The organism is Serratia sp. Ser99 (assembly GCF_024519545.1).
In the GTDB taxonomy this organism is placed as follows: domain Bacteria; phylum Pseudomonadota; class Gammaproteobacteria; order Enterobacterales; family Enterobacteriaceae; genus Serratia; species Serratia liquefaciens.
Window position 1 is genome coordinate 1 of the sequence record NZ_JALJRT010000009.1, and the last position, 14,227, is coordinate 14,227.

The window sequence follows — 14,227 nt, forward strand, 5'->3', positions numbered from 1 at the left end:
GCACGACCTTGCCAAGGTCGGGGTCGCGAGTTCGAGTCTCGTTTCCCGCTCCAAAAAATTCAAAGGCCATGTTGTTGTTTGATGGCCGGATGCCCAAAGCATCTCAATGCGGGAATAGCTCAGTTGGTAGAGCACGACCTTGCCAAGGTCGGGGTCGCGAGTTCGAGTCTCGTTTCCCGCTCCAATTTTCTCTTCGTTTCAAACTCAGTCCAACGCCTTTAGCGGCGCGGTTCTTTGTCTCGTTATACATACCCTGTCGAAATGTTGTGAACAGACTTATCCACAGGTAGCGCTCATAATACCCGCAGCTCAAAAAATCAACGCCACACAAATGAAATATTTATCGCATTGATTTATATGCATATTTATTTATCCGAAAACGTTATACCGATCACTTGCTCTTTTTGTTGCAGTTGAAAGACAAAGCATTTTTATTTTTATGCACAAATCCACAGAGTGACTATCGGGTCTGAATGAAAGATTTCAGGCATCCCTCGGCAATCCTTTTTCCACAGCCCGTATCAATCGTTTTTTCTGCGTTGTCTGCACTTCTATGCCTTGCGCCTCACGCCGCGCCAACTGTTGCTCCAGTGCCCAGTGGATATGTTCGTCCAGCATTGCGTCCTGTTCCAGCCGGGAGCGCAATGCCACCACTGCCGCATCCTGGTAAGGGGCGTTGCCCAGCGCCACGGCGATATTGCGCAGCCAGCGTAAATGGCCGATACGCCGGATGGCGGAGCCTTCGGTGATGCGCAGGAATTTCTCTTCCGTCCATCCAAAGAGTTCAATCAGTTGCGGTGCATGCAGTGCGGCGCGTGGGCTGAAATCGTCTTCGTCGGTAAGTTGCGAGAAGCGGTTCCACGGGCAGATAAGCTGGCAATCATCACAGCCGTATATACGATTACCCAATAACGGCCGGAATTCTTCAGGAATGGCGCCTTCCAACTCAATCGTCAGATAGGAGATGCAGCGGCGTGCATCTACGGTGTAGGGGGCGACGATGGCGCCGGTTGGGCAAGTGGTGATACAGGCGACGCAGCGGCCGCACTGTTCCTCCTGGGGCTTATCCACCGGCAGCGGCAGGTCGATCAGCAGTTCGCCAAGAAAGAACCAGGAGCCAGCTTCGCGGTTTAAAATAAGTGAGTGTTTACCAACCCAGCCAATCCCGGCCTTGGAGGCCAGTGCGCGTTCCATCACCGGCGCGGAGTCGACAAAGGGGCGGAAATTAAGTTCGCCGCAGTAAGCCTGGATCTGATCGCCGAGTTTTTTCAGCCGTTGGCGCAGCAGTTTGTGGTAGTCCCGCCCGAGCGCATAGCGGCTGACATAGCCTAATTCTGGGTTGTTGAGGGTGCTGGCGAAGGCCGCTTTGGCCGGCAGGTAGTTCATGCGCACGCTGATCACGCGCAGCGTGCCGGGCAACAGCTCATGTGGCCGGGCGCGCAGCATGCCATGGCGTGCCATCCACTCCATTTCACCGTGGTATTGTTTGTCCAACCAGGCCTGCAGCTTGGGCTCTTCCGCGCTCAGATCGGTGTCGCAGATGCCTACCTGCTGGAATCCTAGCGATTGCCCCCATTGCTTGATATGTTGGGCGAGTTGATTGAGATCGAGGGGGTGAGTCATGACGGGCCACAGTGAAAAACGATACTCTGACAGTTTACCACACTCTGTCTGGTCTGCGGACTGGATCCGGCGAGCAGAAGCAAGCGCCGCCGCCTCGCAGGGCATTTCTCTCTATCAACTGATGCAACGTGCCGGTGAGGCGGCTTACACGCTGGCGTGCGACCAATATCCTGCCGCCCATCACTGGCTGGTGCTGTGCGGTCATGGCAACAATGGCGGTGACGGCTATGTTGTCGCCCGTTTGGCTGCGGCGGCCGGTGTCAAAGTCAGCCTGATTGCCTGCGAAGGCACACGGCCACTGCCCCCAGAAGCGGCTGAAGCCAGACGGGCATGGTTGGCTAGCGGCGGCGAGATCCATCCGGTCGACAGCCGCTGGCCGGAAGACGTTGATCTGATCATCGACGGCCTGCTCGGTACTGGGTTAAGCAGTGCGCCGCGGGCGCCGTACGATGCCCTGATTGAAGCGGTTAACCGCAGCCGCGCGCCGGTTATTGCACTCGATATTCCCTCGGGCCTGCTGGCTGAAAGCGGCGCCGCGTCTGGAGCCGTCATCCGCGCAACGCATACCATGACTTTCATCGCGCTTAAACCTGGCCTGCTGACCGGCCAGGCTCGCGATTGGGTCGGGCAACTTCACCAGAGTACGCTAGGATTATCGGGGTGGCTGGCAAAGCAACCGACGCAGATTCAGCGGCTTACTGCCGAATCGCTGTCCCAGTGGCTGAAACCGCGTCGTCCCTGCTCACATAAAGGTGAACAGGGGCGTTTGTTAGTGGTGGGGGGCGATCACGGCTTTGGCGGCGCGATACGCATGGCGGCAGAAGCGGCGTTGCGCAGCGGCGCAGGATTGGTGCGAGTACTCACTCACATTGAGCATGTCGGGCCCTTGCTGACCGCCAGACCGGAACTGATGGTGCAACCGCTGAGCGACGAAGGGTTGCAGCAGGCGCTCGACTGGGCGGATGTGCTGGTGATTGGCCCGGGGCTGGGTCAGGGCGAATGGGGTAGGAATGCGCTGAAAATATTGCAAGCCAGTGATAAACCGGCGTTATGGGACGCCGATGCGCTGAACTTACTGGCATTAAATCCCGAGAAGCGTCAGAATCGTGTGATTACCCCGCATCCTGGGGAGGCGGCACGCCTGCTGGGGTGCCGTACCGCCGAGATTGAGAGTGACCGCTTACTTGCAGTTCGTAATCTGGTCACGCATTACGGTGGCGTGGCCGTACTGAAAGGTGCGGGTACGTTGATCGCCGATGATCAAGGCCAGATGGCGATCGCCGACGTCGGCAACGCCGGCATGGCCTCTGGTGGAATGGGCGATGTGCTGTCCGGTATCATCGGCGGTTTGCTGGGGCAAAAGCTCTCACTGTATGATGCAGCCTGCGCCGGTTGCGTGGCGCATGGCGCAGCCGCCGATCGCGTGGCGGCAAGACAAGGAATAAGGGGGATGCTGGCGAGCGATTTATTGCCGGAAATCCCTTATTACGTTAATCCTGAGTTGGCATAAATAGAAACTATCGAATGAAAGAACTCGTTTTACCTCTGCCGGATGAGGCAGCGACTGTCGCATTGGGTACCGCCTTGGCCAAGGCGTGCGATCGCGCCAGCGTAATTTACCTTTACGGTGACCTGGGCGCCGGTAAAACCACCTTCAGCCGTGGTTTTTTGCAGGCATTGGGCCACCAGGGCAACGTTAAAAGCCCAACTTATACGCTGGTGGAGCCTTATGCGCTGCAGCCTCTGGCGGTATACCATTTTGATCTGTATCGCTTGGCCGATCCGGAAGAACTCGAATTTATGGGCATTCGCGATTATTTTGCGCAGGATGCCATTTGCCTGGTGGAATGGCCACAGCAGGGGACCGGCGTCTTGCCGGAACCTGATTTGGAGCTGCATCTCAGCTACCAGGATCAGGGGCGCGAAGCAAAAATTCAGGCGGTTTCTGCCTACGGCAGCCAGCTTTTAGACCGTATTCACGGGCCACAGGAATGACGCCGCAATGACGTATGCGTTGAGAAAATTACTCGTAATCGCCCTGATCGCCGTATTGGGGCCTTTGGGTGCAGCCAGTGCGTTGGCCGCATCGTCGTTGTCTGATATTAAAGTCACCAATGCCCAGCGCGAAGCCACGGTATCGGTGAGCTTTACCGGTCCGCCGGACTATGCCTTCTTCCCGTTGCACGGCCCGGATCGCGTGGTGTTGGATGTAAACCAGAAAGGCAAGGTGGGCGGTTTACCGTTAAATTTCAGCGGCCAGAACCTGGTGAAAAGCATTCGTTCCAGCGCGCCGAAAGACGCCCAGAGCGTAAGGCTGGTGTTTGATCTGACCCAGCGCGCGAAGACCCGGGTAGCCACACGCCAGAACGGCAGTGTCTATACCGTGGTGTTCACCATCGCCGCCGAGGGCAGCGCAAACACTACAGTACGAAAAGCCCCGACGCCGGCACCGGTGGTCGTGAACCCACCGACGCGTAAAGCCCCGGTGGTGGTGAGTGAGCCTGAACCAGAGCCTGCTCCGGTGCGTAGAGCGCCAAGTGGTTCCAATCCTTTCACCAATAAGCCTACCGTGGTTGCGGGTACCGCATCTGAGGTCACGCCGCGCAGCAGCCGCGTATCCGCCGGTTCCGGCGATCGGGTGGTGGTGGCTATCGATGCCGGTCACGGCGGCCAGGACCCAGGCGCCATTGGCCCGAACGGCCTGAAAGAGAAAAATGTAACTATCGCCATCGCTCGCCGCCTGCAGGCATTGTTGGATGCCGATCCCCAGTTTAAACCGGTATTGACGCGCAACGGCGACTACTTCATCTCGGTGATGGGCCGCTCTGACGTGGCACGTAAGCAAGGCGCTAACGTGTTGGTCTCCATTCACGCTGACGCAGCGCCAAACCGCAGCGCCAACGGGGCTTCGGTTTGGGTTCTGTCCAACCGCCGCGCCAACAGTGAGATGGCCGGCTGGCTGGAACAACATGAGAAGCAGTCCGAGTTGCTGGGCGGTGCGGGTGATTTGCTGGCCAACAGCCAGGCGGATCCTTACCTGAGCCAGGCGGTGCTGGATCTGCAGTTTGGTCACTCACAACGCGTGGGCTACGATGTCGCAGTAAAAGTGTTGCAGCAGTTGCAGAGCGTCGGCTCATTGCATAAACGTCGTCCTGAACACGCCAGCCTTGGCGTGCTGCGTTCGCCGGATATCCCATCCTTGTTGGTGGAAACAGGATTTATCAGTAATAGCACGGAGGAGCGGCTGCTCGGCAGTAGCGCATATCAGGAGAAAATTGCCCGGGCGATCCACAACGGCCTGCGCAGTTATTTCCTGGCGCACCCGCTACAAGCCGACCCAAAGGTGGAAAACCGACCGCTGGACGTCGCAGCGGCGGTTAACTCCTCAACACAAGACGTCAGTCAGCCCGCGCCGATCGTCAGTTCGGCCGGCAGCAGCCGCATTAGCGGTAAAACGCAGATCCACGTGGTGAAGCGAGCCGAAACGCTTTCCGGTATTGCCGACAGCTATGGCACCACCATGGCGGCGTTGCGTGACCTGAACAAGCTGAAAAAAGACGGCGTGTGGGTCGGCCAGCGCCTTAAAGTGCCGGCGGGTAAAACCGCCGCGACGGTCAGTACAGTCGCCAAGGCAAAACCCAGCGTGAAGAAGCCGTCCAGGCACAAAGTGACCCGCGGTGATACCTTATCCTCCATCGCTACCCGTTACGGTGTCAGCGTCAGCGACCTGAAACGCGTGAATAAACTGAAGTCGGACGTCGCGCCGCTGGATCGGACGCTGACCATTCCGCAGGCCTAGTGCCCACATTAGAGGAGTCAGCATGCCCATCCAGGTGTTACCGCCCCAGCTTGCCAACCAGATTGCCGCCGGTGAAGTGGTCGAACGGCCCGCGTCAGTGGTAAAGGAACTGGTGGAAAACAGTCTGGATGCCGGTGCGACACGCATTGATATTGATATCGAACGCGGCGGTGCCAAGCTGATTCGCATCCGCGATAACGGCTGCGGCATCGGTAAAGACGATCTGGCATTGGCATTGGCGCGTCATGCCACCAGTAAAATCAGCACGCTCGACGATTTGGAAGCCATCGTCAGTCTCGGTTTTCGCGGTGAGGCGTTGGCCAGCATCAGCTCGGTTTCCCGTTTGACGCTCACTTCGCGCACGGCGGAACAAAATGAAGCCTGGCAGGCTTACGCCGAAGGCCGCGACCAGGCGGTGACGGTCAAACCAGCGGCGCATCCGATAGGCAGCACGCTGGAAGTGCTGGATTTGTTCTACAATACCCCGGCGCGGCGCAAATTCATGCGCACCGAGAAAACCGAATTCGGCCATATCGATGAAGTAGTGCGGCGCATTGCGCTGGCGCGTTTCGATGTGGCGATCAACCTCAGCCACAACGGCAAACTGATCCGCCAATATCGCGCAGCGAAAGACGAAAGCCACTATGAGCGCCGCCTGGGCAGCATTTGTGGCCCGGCTTTTTTGCAGCATGCGTTGAACATTTCCTGGCAGCATGGCGATCTGACCATTCGCGGCTGGGTGGCTGATCCTGCCGGGGCGCGTCAATTGGGCGAGATGCAGTATTGCTACGTCAATAGCCGCATGATGCGCGATCGTCTGATCAATCATGCCATCCGCCAGGCCTATCAGGATCAGTTGAAAGACGATCAGCAGCCCGCGTACGTACTTTATCTCGAGGTCGATCCGCACCAGGTAGACGTGAATGTGCATCCGGCCAAGCACGAAGTACGTTTTCATCAGGCGCGGTTGGTACATGACTTTATTTATCAGGCGGTAACTACCGTGCTGCAGCAGGTCGGCAACGCGCCGCTGCCGCTGGACGATGAGCCGGAACAACCGTCGGCGCCAACCTGGCAGCCGGAAAACCGCGTCGCCGCTGGCGGCAACCATTTCTCGCAGCCGGCGCCGCGCCGCGAACCTCAGCCAAGTGAACCGGGCGTCGCCCGCGAGCGTGAACCTCAACCGGCCTACCAGGCAGGCAACGGCTACCAAAAGCGCGAAGGCGAGCTTTACGGCAAACTGATGCAGGCTGCTCCGGTGGTGGAGCCAGCGCCAGAAACGCCGAAACAACCGCTGTTCCCACCGGTAAAGGCTGAGCGAGAAGTGCCGCTGGACGGCAGCCAGCACAGTTTTGGTCGGGTGCTGATGATCCATCCGCCGTGCTTCGCCCTGATTGAGCGTCGCCAGCAATTGATGTTGCTCAATCTGCCGGTGGCCGAGCGCTGGTTGCGCCAGGCGCAGCTTAACCCGGCTGAAGAAGGCCTGCGGCCGCAGCCGCTGCTGATCCCCATCAAACTGACGCTGAATAAGCAAGAAGCGGCCGCCTGTGTGCGCCATCAGCCGTTATTGGTCAAAATGGGATTGGATTTGCAGACGGATCATGGGCGTGTGACGTTGCGCGCAGTACCTTTACCATTACGCCAACAAAATTTACAAAAACTGATACCCGAACTGTTAGGCTATCTGGCCGAGCATCAGGAGATGTCGCCCCCGGTGTTAGCCACCTGGTTCGCCCGCCACTTGGGCAGTGAACATGAACAGTGGAACACCTCGCAAGCGATACAATTGCTGACCGACGTTGAACGACTTTGCCCGCAGCTGGTCAAATCACCACCGAGCGGACTTTTACAACCTGTTGATTTACAGGCTGCACTGGCAGCCCTTACGCATGATTGAAACTGAAATGACACCACGTCCCCCGGCTATTTTTATGATGGGGCCGACCGCCTCGGGCAAGACCGCGTTGGCGATCGCGCTGCGTGAACGCCTGCCTGTGGAACTGATCAGCGTGGATTCCGCGCTGATTTATCGCGGCATGGATATCGGCACGGCTAAACCGAGCGCTGAGGAATTGGCGCAGGCACCGCACCGGCTGATTGATATTCGCGATCCTGCCGAAGTTTACTCAGCAGCGGATTTTCGCGCCGATGCACTGAAAGAGATGGCCGCCATTACCGCCGCCGGGCGTATCCCGTTGCTGGTCGGGGGCACCATGCTTTACTTCAAGGCGCTACTGGAAGGTTTATCGCCGTTGCCGCCTGCCGATCCGGCGGTGCGTGAGCGTATCGAACAGCAGGCTGCGGAGCAGGGCTGGGACGTTTTACACCGTCAGTTGCAAGAGATTGACCCGGTTGCGGCATTGAGAATTCATCCTAATGATCCGCAGAGACTGTCCAGAGCACTGGAAGTTTTTTTTATTTCGGGTAAAACTTTAACGGAACTGACTAAAATTTCGGGTGAATCGTTGCCGTATCATGTTCACCAATTTGCGATAGCGCCGACCAGCCGTGAGTTGATCCATCAACGCATCGCGCTGCGGTACCATCAAATGTTGGCGGCAGGTTTTGAGACGGAAGCGCGTGCACTTTTTGCACGGGGTGATTTGCATACGGATTTGCCTTCCATTCGCTGTGTCGGTTATCGCCAGATGTGGTCATATTTATCTGGCGAAATTAGTTACGATGAGATGGTTTATCGTGGTATTTGCGCAACACGTCAGTTGGCCAAGCGCCAAATGACCTGGTTACGAGGCTGGAACTCGGTACATTGGCTGGACAGCGAGAAGCCGGGAGAGGCTTTGGACTCGGTAATACAGGTTGTTAGTGCATAGGTCGAGTGATTGTGTACAATTGATGAGTATTCAGCGCGCAAATTTTTTAGGTCGTTTATTTTAGAGCCGACAGGTTCTTAGTTAAAAACAACAAGCAAATAAGGAAAAGATAGAATGGCTAAGGGGCAATCTTTGCAAGATCCGTTCCTGAACGCATTGCGTCGTGAACGTGTTCCGGTTTCTATTTATTTGGTGAATGGTATTAAGCTGCAAGGCCAGATTGAGTCTTTTGACCAGTTTGTCATCCTGTTGAAAAACACGGTGAGCCAGATGGTTTATAAGCACGCTATCTCTACCGTTGTCCCGTCACGCCCGGTTTCGCACCATAGCAATACCCCGAGCGGCGGCACCAGTAACTATCACCATGGTAACAATCCGTCTGCGCCGCAACAGCCGCAGCAGGAAAGCGATGACGCTGAATAAAGCGCGTTGCGAGTCAACCATGAAGGGGAGCATAAGCAGCCGTGGGCTGTTTATGTCCCCCAAACTCACGGGTTCCCGTTTGAGAGGTTGCACGCTTGTTTGACCGTTATGAAGCCGGTGAGCAGGCCGTCCTGGTTCATATCTATTTCTCGCAAGACAAAGACACAGAAGATCTCAGTGAGTTCGAATCCCTGGTGTCCTCTGCGGGTGTCGAAGCTTTGCAAGTGGTGACTGGTAGCCGCAAAGCCCCGCATCCCAAATACTTTGTCGGTGAAGGAAAGGCCGAAGAAATTGCAGACGCGGTAAAAGCCAGTGGCGCATCTGTTGTCCTGTTTGATCACTCCCTTTCTGCAGCGCAGGAGAGAAATCTTGAACGCCTGTGCGAATGCCGAGTGATCGATCGCACCGGGTTGATTCTAGACATCTTTGCCCAGCGCGCCCGTACCCATGAAGGTAAGCTGCAGGTAGAGTTGGCGCAGTTGCGTCATATTGCCACGCGTTTGGTGCGTGGCTGGACCCACCTTGAGCGTCAAAAAGGGGGGATAGGCCTGCGCGGGCCAGGGGAAACCCAATTAGAGACCGACCGTCGTCTGTTGCGCGATCGCATTAGCTTGATTCTACGCCGCCTGGAGCGGGTAGCTAAGCAGCGTGAACAGGGCCGACGTGCGCGTACCCGTGCTGAAGTGCCGACCGTATCGCTGGTAGGGTATACCAACGCCGGAAAATCCACCCTGTTTAACCGAATTACGTCCGCCGATGTCTATGCGGCAGACCAGCTATTTGCCACTTTGGATCCTACCCTGCGGCGCATTGACGTGGCCGATGTGGGCGATACCGTGTTGGCGGATACCGTAGGCTTTATCCGGCACCTGCCGCACGATCTGGTGGCCGCCTTCAAGGCGACGCTGCAAGAAACGCGTCAGGCGTCTTTGCTGTTACATGTAATCGATGCCGCGGATACTCGCGTCGATGAAAACATTGAAGCGGTCAATACCGTGCTGGCAGAGATTGAATCGGATGAGATCCCTACACTTTTAGTGATGAACAAAATAGATATGCTGGATGATTTTGTCCCGCGTATCGACCGCAACGATGAAAACTTACCGATCCGGGTGTGGCTGTCCGCCGCCAGCGGTGAAGGTATCCCGTTGCTGTATCAGGCGTTGACGGAGCGCTTATCGGGGGAAATCGCGCATTATGAGCTGCGCTTACCGCCAGAGGCAGGCCGTCTTCGTAGCCGTTTTTACCAGCTTCAGGCAATTGAAAAAGAGTGGAACGAAGAAGACGGCAGCATTGGCGTGGTGGTACGTATGCCTATCGTCGAATGGCGTCGCCTCTGCAAACAGGAACAGGAACTGATTAACTTTATAGTATGATCATATCCTGTTACATTTGAGCTTCGCGTAAGCCTGAAGTACCCAATCACAGAATATGGAGCTAAAACATGGCGTGGAATCAGCCCGGTAATAACGGACAGGACCGCGACCCGTGGGGGAGCAGCAATAACAATGGCGGCAACTCTGGCGGTAATAACAAAGGCGGTCGTGATCAAGGGCCACCTGATTTGGACGATATCTTCCGCAAACTGAGCAAGAAATTGAGCGGTTTGGGCGGGGGCAAAGGCTCCAACAGCAATAACAGCGGCGGCACCGGCACTTCTGGCCCGGGCCTCAGCGGTCGCATCATCGGCATTGCCGCGGTAGCGGTAGTGGTGATTTGGGCTGCCAGCGGCTTCTACACCATCAAGGAAGCCGAACGTGGTGTTGTGACCCGTTTTGGCAAGTTCAGCCACCTGGTTCAGCCAGGTTTGAACTGGAAGCCGACCTTTATCGATGAAGTGCGTCCGGTTAACGTGGAGTCGGTTCGTGAATTGGCGGCGTCTGGCGTGATGCTGACCTCCGACGAGAACGTTGTGCGCGTAGAAATGAACGTGCAGTACCGCGTGACCAACCCGGAAGCCTATCTGTTCAGCGTGACCAATGCCGACGACAGCCTGAGCCAGGCTACCGACAGCGCCCTGCGTGGCGTTATCGGCAAGTACACCATGGACAAGATCCTGACCGAAGGTCGTACTATCGTGCGTAGCGATACCCAACGCGTACTGGAAGAAACTATTCGTCCGTACAACATGGGCATCACGCTGCTGGACGTCAACTTCCAGGCCGCTCGTCCGCCGGAAGAGGTGAAGGCCGCATTTGACGATGCGATTGCCGCACGTGAGAACGAGCAGCAGTACATCCGTGAAGCGGAAGCTTACGCCAACGAAGTTCAGCCACGTGCTAACGGCCAGGCGCAGCGTCTGTTGGAAGATGCCAAAGCGTATAAAGACCGTACCGTCCTGGAAGCTCAGGGTGAGGTTGCTCGCTTTGCCAAGCTGTTGCCGGAATACAAATCGGCACCGCAAATTACCCGTGAGCGTTTGTATATCGAAACCATGGAAAAAGTCCTGAGCCACACCCGCAAGGTGTTGGTGAATGACAAAGGCAACAATCTGATGGTGTTGCCGCTGGATCAAATGCTGCGTGGCCAAACCGGCGCGGCGGCGGACGGCAATAAAGACACCAGCCTGATTCGTCTCAACCCCGCTCCGTCTGCCAACAGCGGCGCCAGCTCCAGCAGCCAGCGCACCAGCAGCGGCTCGGTCATGGACCAGCGCCGGGCAAATGCGCAGCGTGACGACACCACTCGCGTAGGGAGAGAGTAATCAATGCGTAAGTCTTTTGTAGTAATCGTCCTCGCGGTGCTGGTGGCGTTATACGCTTCTTTGTTCGTGGTTCAGGAAGGTCAGCGTGGCATCGTGCTGCGCTTTGGCAAGGTTCTGCGTGACAGCGACAACAAGCCGCTGGTGTATGCGCCAGGCCTGCACTTCAAGATCCCGTTTATTGAATCAGTGAAGACGCTGGATGCGCGTATCCAGACCATGGATAACCAGGCTGACCGCTTTGTGACCAGCGAGAAGAAAGACCTGATTGTCGATTCTTACCTGAAATGGCGTATCAGCGATTTCAGCCGTTACTATCTGGCAACCGGCGGCGGTGATGTTTCACAGGCCGAAGTGCTGCTGAAACGTAAGTTCAGTGACCGTCTGCGTTCCGAGATTGGTCGTCTGGACGTGAAAGACATCGTCACCGACTCGCGCGGTAAGCTGATGTCCGACGTGCGTGATGCATTGAACACCGGTACCGTGGGTGACGATCAAGAAGTCACCACCACCGAAGCCGATGACGCTATCGCCTCTGCAGCGGCGCGTGTTGAGAAGGAAACCACCGGCAACCTGCCGAAGGTTAACCCGAACAGCATGGCGGCGTTGGGTATTGAAGTGATCGACGTGCGTATCAAGCAGATCAACCTGCCGGCGGAAGTGTCTGATGCGATCTACCAGCGTATGCGCGCTGAGCGTGAAGCGGTAGCCCGTCGTCACCGTTCACAGGGTCAGGAAGAAGCCGAGAAGCTGCGTGCGACCGCAGACTACGAAGTGACTCGTACCCTGGCGGAAGCTGAGCGTACTGCACGTATCACTCGCGGTGATGGCGATGCCGAAGCGGCCAAACTGTTTGCCAACGCATTCAGCCAGGATCCGGACTTCTACGCCTTTATCCGTAGCCTGCGTGCTTACGAAACCAGCTTCAGCAGCAATAACCAGGACGTGATGGTTCTGAGCCCGGACAGCGATTTCTTCCGCTACATGAAGTCGCCTGACTCCACGCGCAAGTAATCACGACAGGTAATTGATCGAGGGCCCGTTTAAACGCGGGCCCTTTCTTTTTGGGAGTTTCTGATGAATTCAACGATCTGGCTGGCGTTAGGGCTGGTTTTGGTGCTGGAAGGCCTGGGGCCGATGTTGTTTCCACAGGCCTGGCGTAAAATGATACTGGCGATGACCCAGTTGCCTGACTCTACCTTACGGCGGTTTGGCGGCGGAATAGTGGTTGCGGGCTGTGTGATCTACTACATGTTGCGTAGTCGCACGGGGGTTTAAAGGTTAGCCTAAAAAATACGCAACTCAACGCTAAAAGTGCTGAAACTCACGAATTACGGTGGTAGAATCCATTTTTAAGCAACCGGTGATTTTTAAAATGGGTAAGAACGTCGTCGTACTGGGCACTCAATGGGGTGACGAAGGTAAGGGCAAGGTCGTAGACCTGCTGACCGAACGGGCTCAATATGTAGTGCGCTATCAAGGTGGTCACAACGCTGGCCATACTCTGGTAATTAACGGTGAAAAAACCGTCCTTCATTTAATTCCTTCAGGCATTCTGCGTGAAAACGTGACCAGCATCATCGGCAACGGTGTAGTTCTGGCGCCAGACGCGTTGATGAAAGAAATGGGTGAACTCGAAGCGCGCGGCATCCCGGTACGCGAACGTCTGTTACTGTCCGAAGCCTGTCCGCTGATCCTGCCTTACCATGTTGCGTTGGATAACGCGCGTGAGAAAGCACGTGGCGCGAAAGCTATCGGTACCACCGGTCGCGGTATCGGCCCGGCTTACGAAGATAAAGTAGCTCGTCGCGGTCTGCGCGTCAGCGACCTGTTCAACAAAGAAACCTTCGCCGTTAAGCTGAAGGAAATTGTTGATTATCATAACTTCCAGTTGGTTAATTACTACAAAGTCGAAGCCGTTGATTACCAGGCGACTCTGGATTACGTGCTGTCTATCGCCGACATCCTGACTGCAATGGTTGTTGACGTTTCTGAACTGTTGGACGGCGCGCGCAAGCGTGGCGACCTGATCATGTTCGAAGGCGCACAGGGCACCCTGCTGGATATCGACCACGGTACCTATCCGTACGTAACCTCTTCCAATACCACTGCTGGCGGCGTTGCTACCGGTTCAGGTATTGGTCCGCGTTATGTGGATTACGTGCTGGGCATCGTGAAAGCCTACTCCACCCGTGTGGGTGCAGGTCCGTTCCCAACCGAACTGTTCGACGAAACTGGCGAATACCTGTGCAAACAGGGTAACGAATTCGGCGCCACTACTGGCCGTCGTCGTCGTACCGGCTGGTTGGATGCCGTAGCGGTTCGCCGCGCAGTGCAGATCAACTCCCTGTCTGGCTTCTGCCTGACCAAGTTGGACGTGCTGGACGGCCTGAAAGAAGTGAAAATCTGCGTGGGCTACCGCATGCCAGATGGCCGCGAAATGACCACCACGCCGCTGGCGGCTGAAGGTTGGGAAGGTATCGAGCCAATCTACGAAAGCATGCCTGGCTGGAGCGACACCACTTTTGGCGTGAAAGAACACAGCAAACTGCCACAGGCAGCGCTGGACTACATCAAGCGCATTGAAGAACTGACTGGCGTACCGGTAGACATTATCTCTACTGGCCCGGACCGTAGCGAAACCATGATCCTGCGCGACCCGTTCGACGCATAATCTGACTTTGCTGCAATAAAACAAACCGGGCGTGTCCCGGTTTGTTTTTATCCTGATTTTCCCCGATTGCGGTTTCACGTCCAAAAATCCTTTCTTTAACCTGTCCCCGAGCTCGACATGCGCTAAATAATTAGCGGCGAACTCTCTGGCTGGTTTATTATCCAATAAGTAATCTT

The 14,227-nt window shown here is 56.2% G+C and carries 12 protein-coding genes and 1 tRNA gene; 12 read left to right on the forward strand and 1 reads right to left on the reverse strand.

Features of this window, described 5'->3' with window-relative positions:
• The first annotated feature begins 108 nt into the window (after window positions 1-108).
• Window positions 109-184: transfer RNA gene (locus NR114_RS17495), tRNA-Gly, on the forward strand.
• A 299-nt stretch (window positions 185-483) separates the two neighbouring features.
• On the opposite strand, the gene queG is transcribed toward NR114_RS17495, so the two are convergent.
• Complete coding sequence (queG, locus tag NR114_RS17500) at window positions 484-1,623, reverse strand: tRNA epoxyqueuosine(34) reductase QueG (protein ID WP_020824900.1); 1,140 nt, start codon at window positions 1,621-1,623, stop codon at window positions 484-486.
• On the opposite strand from queG, the gene nnr reads away from it, so the two are divergent.
• The 11 genes from nnr to NR114_RS17555 all read left to right on the forward strand — a co-directional run bounded on the left by nnr (window position 1,622) and on the right by NR114_RS17555 (window position 14,051).
• A complete protein-coding gene (gene nnr / locus NR114_RS17505; RefSeq protein WP_234530188.1) occupies window positions 1,622-3,133 on the forward strand; it encodes a bifunctional ADP-dependent NAD(P)H-hydrate dehydratase/NAD(P)H-hydrate epimerase in 1,512 nt (503 codons plus the stop codon). The two genes, queG and nnr, sit on opposite strands and share 2 nt — an antisense overlap.
• Before the next feature lie 14 nt (window positions 3,134-3,147).
• Entirely contained in the window at window positions 3,148-3,618 is a 471-nt protein-coding gene (gene tsaE / locus NR114_RS17510; RefSeq protein WP_020824902.1) for a tRNA (adenosine(37)-N6)-threonylcarbamoyltransferase complex ATPase subunit type 1 TsaE, read from the forward strand.
• 7 nt (window positions 3,619-3,625) lie between these two features.
• A complete protein-coding gene (amiB, locus tag NR114_RS17515) occupies window positions 3,626-5,422 on the forward strand; it encodes an N-acetylmuramoyl-L-alanine amidase AmiB (protein ID WP_020824903.1) in 1,797 nt (598 codons plus the stop codon).
• Between the two features lie 22 nt (window positions 5,423-5,444).
• Window positions 5,445-7,319 carry a DNA mismatch repair endonuclease MutL gene (gene mutL / locus NR114_RS17520; RefSeq protein WP_128865484.1) on the forward strand — a complete coding sequence of 625 codons (1,875 nt, stop codon included), beginning with the start codon at window positions 5,445-5,447 and terminating at the stop codon, window positions 7,317-7,319.
• Window positions 7,312-8,253 carry a tRNA (adenosine(37)-N6)-dimethylallyltransferase MiaA gene (miaA, locus tag NR114_RS17525; RefSeq protein WP_020824905.1) on the forward strand — a complete coding sequence of 314 codons (942 nt, stop codon included), beginning with the start codon at window positions 7,312-7,314 and terminating at the stop codon, window positions 8,251-8,253. The genes mutL and miaA overlap by 8 nt, the downstream gene beginning before the upstream one ends.
• Window positions 8,254-8,367: 114 nt before the next feature.
• The gene (hfq, locus tag NR114_RS17530) at window positions 8,368-8,676 is read left to right on the forward strand and encodes an RNA chaperone Hfq (RefSeq protein WP_012004894.1); all 309 of its coding nucleotides are present in this window, start codon (window positions 8,368-8,370) and stop codon (window positions 8,674-8,676) included.
• Between the two features lie 95 nt (window positions 8,677-8,771).
• Window positions 8,772-10,052, forward strand: coding sequence for a ribosome rescue GTPase HflX (gene hflX, locus NR114_RS17535; RefSeq protein WP_020824906.1), 1,281 nt, complete (start codon window positions 8,772-8,774; stop codon window positions 10,050-10,052).
• Between the two features lie 68 nt (window positions 10,053-10,120).
• A complete protein-coding gene (gene hflK, locus NR114_RS17540) occupies window positions 10,121-11,380 on the forward strand; it encodes an FtsH protease activity modulator HflK (RefSeq protein ID WP_020824907.1) in 1,260 nt (419 codons plus the stop codon).
• Between the two features lie 3 nt (window positions 11,381-11,383).
• A complete protein-coding gene (gene hflC / locus NR114_RS17545; RefSeq protein WP_020824908.1) occupies window positions 11,384-12,391 on the forward strand; it encodes a protease modulator HflC in 1,008 nt (335 codons plus the stop codon).
• A 63-nt stretch (window positions 12,392-12,454) separates the two neighbouring features.
• On the forward strand, window positions 12,455-12,655 hold the full coding sequence (locus NR114_RS17550; RefSeq protein ID WP_020824909.1) for a DUF2065 domain-containing protein: 201 nt from the start codon (window positions 12,455-12,457) through the stop codon (window positions 12,653-12,655).
• A gap of 97 nt (window positions 12,656-12,752) precedes the next feature.
• Window positions 12,753-14,051, forward strand: a complete 1,299-nt coding sequence (locus NR114_RS17555; RefSeq protein WP_041415174.1) for an adenylosuccinate synthase — start codon at window positions 12,753-12,755, stop codon at window positions 14,049-14,051.
• Window positions 14,052-14,227: the final 176 nt, after the last annotated feature.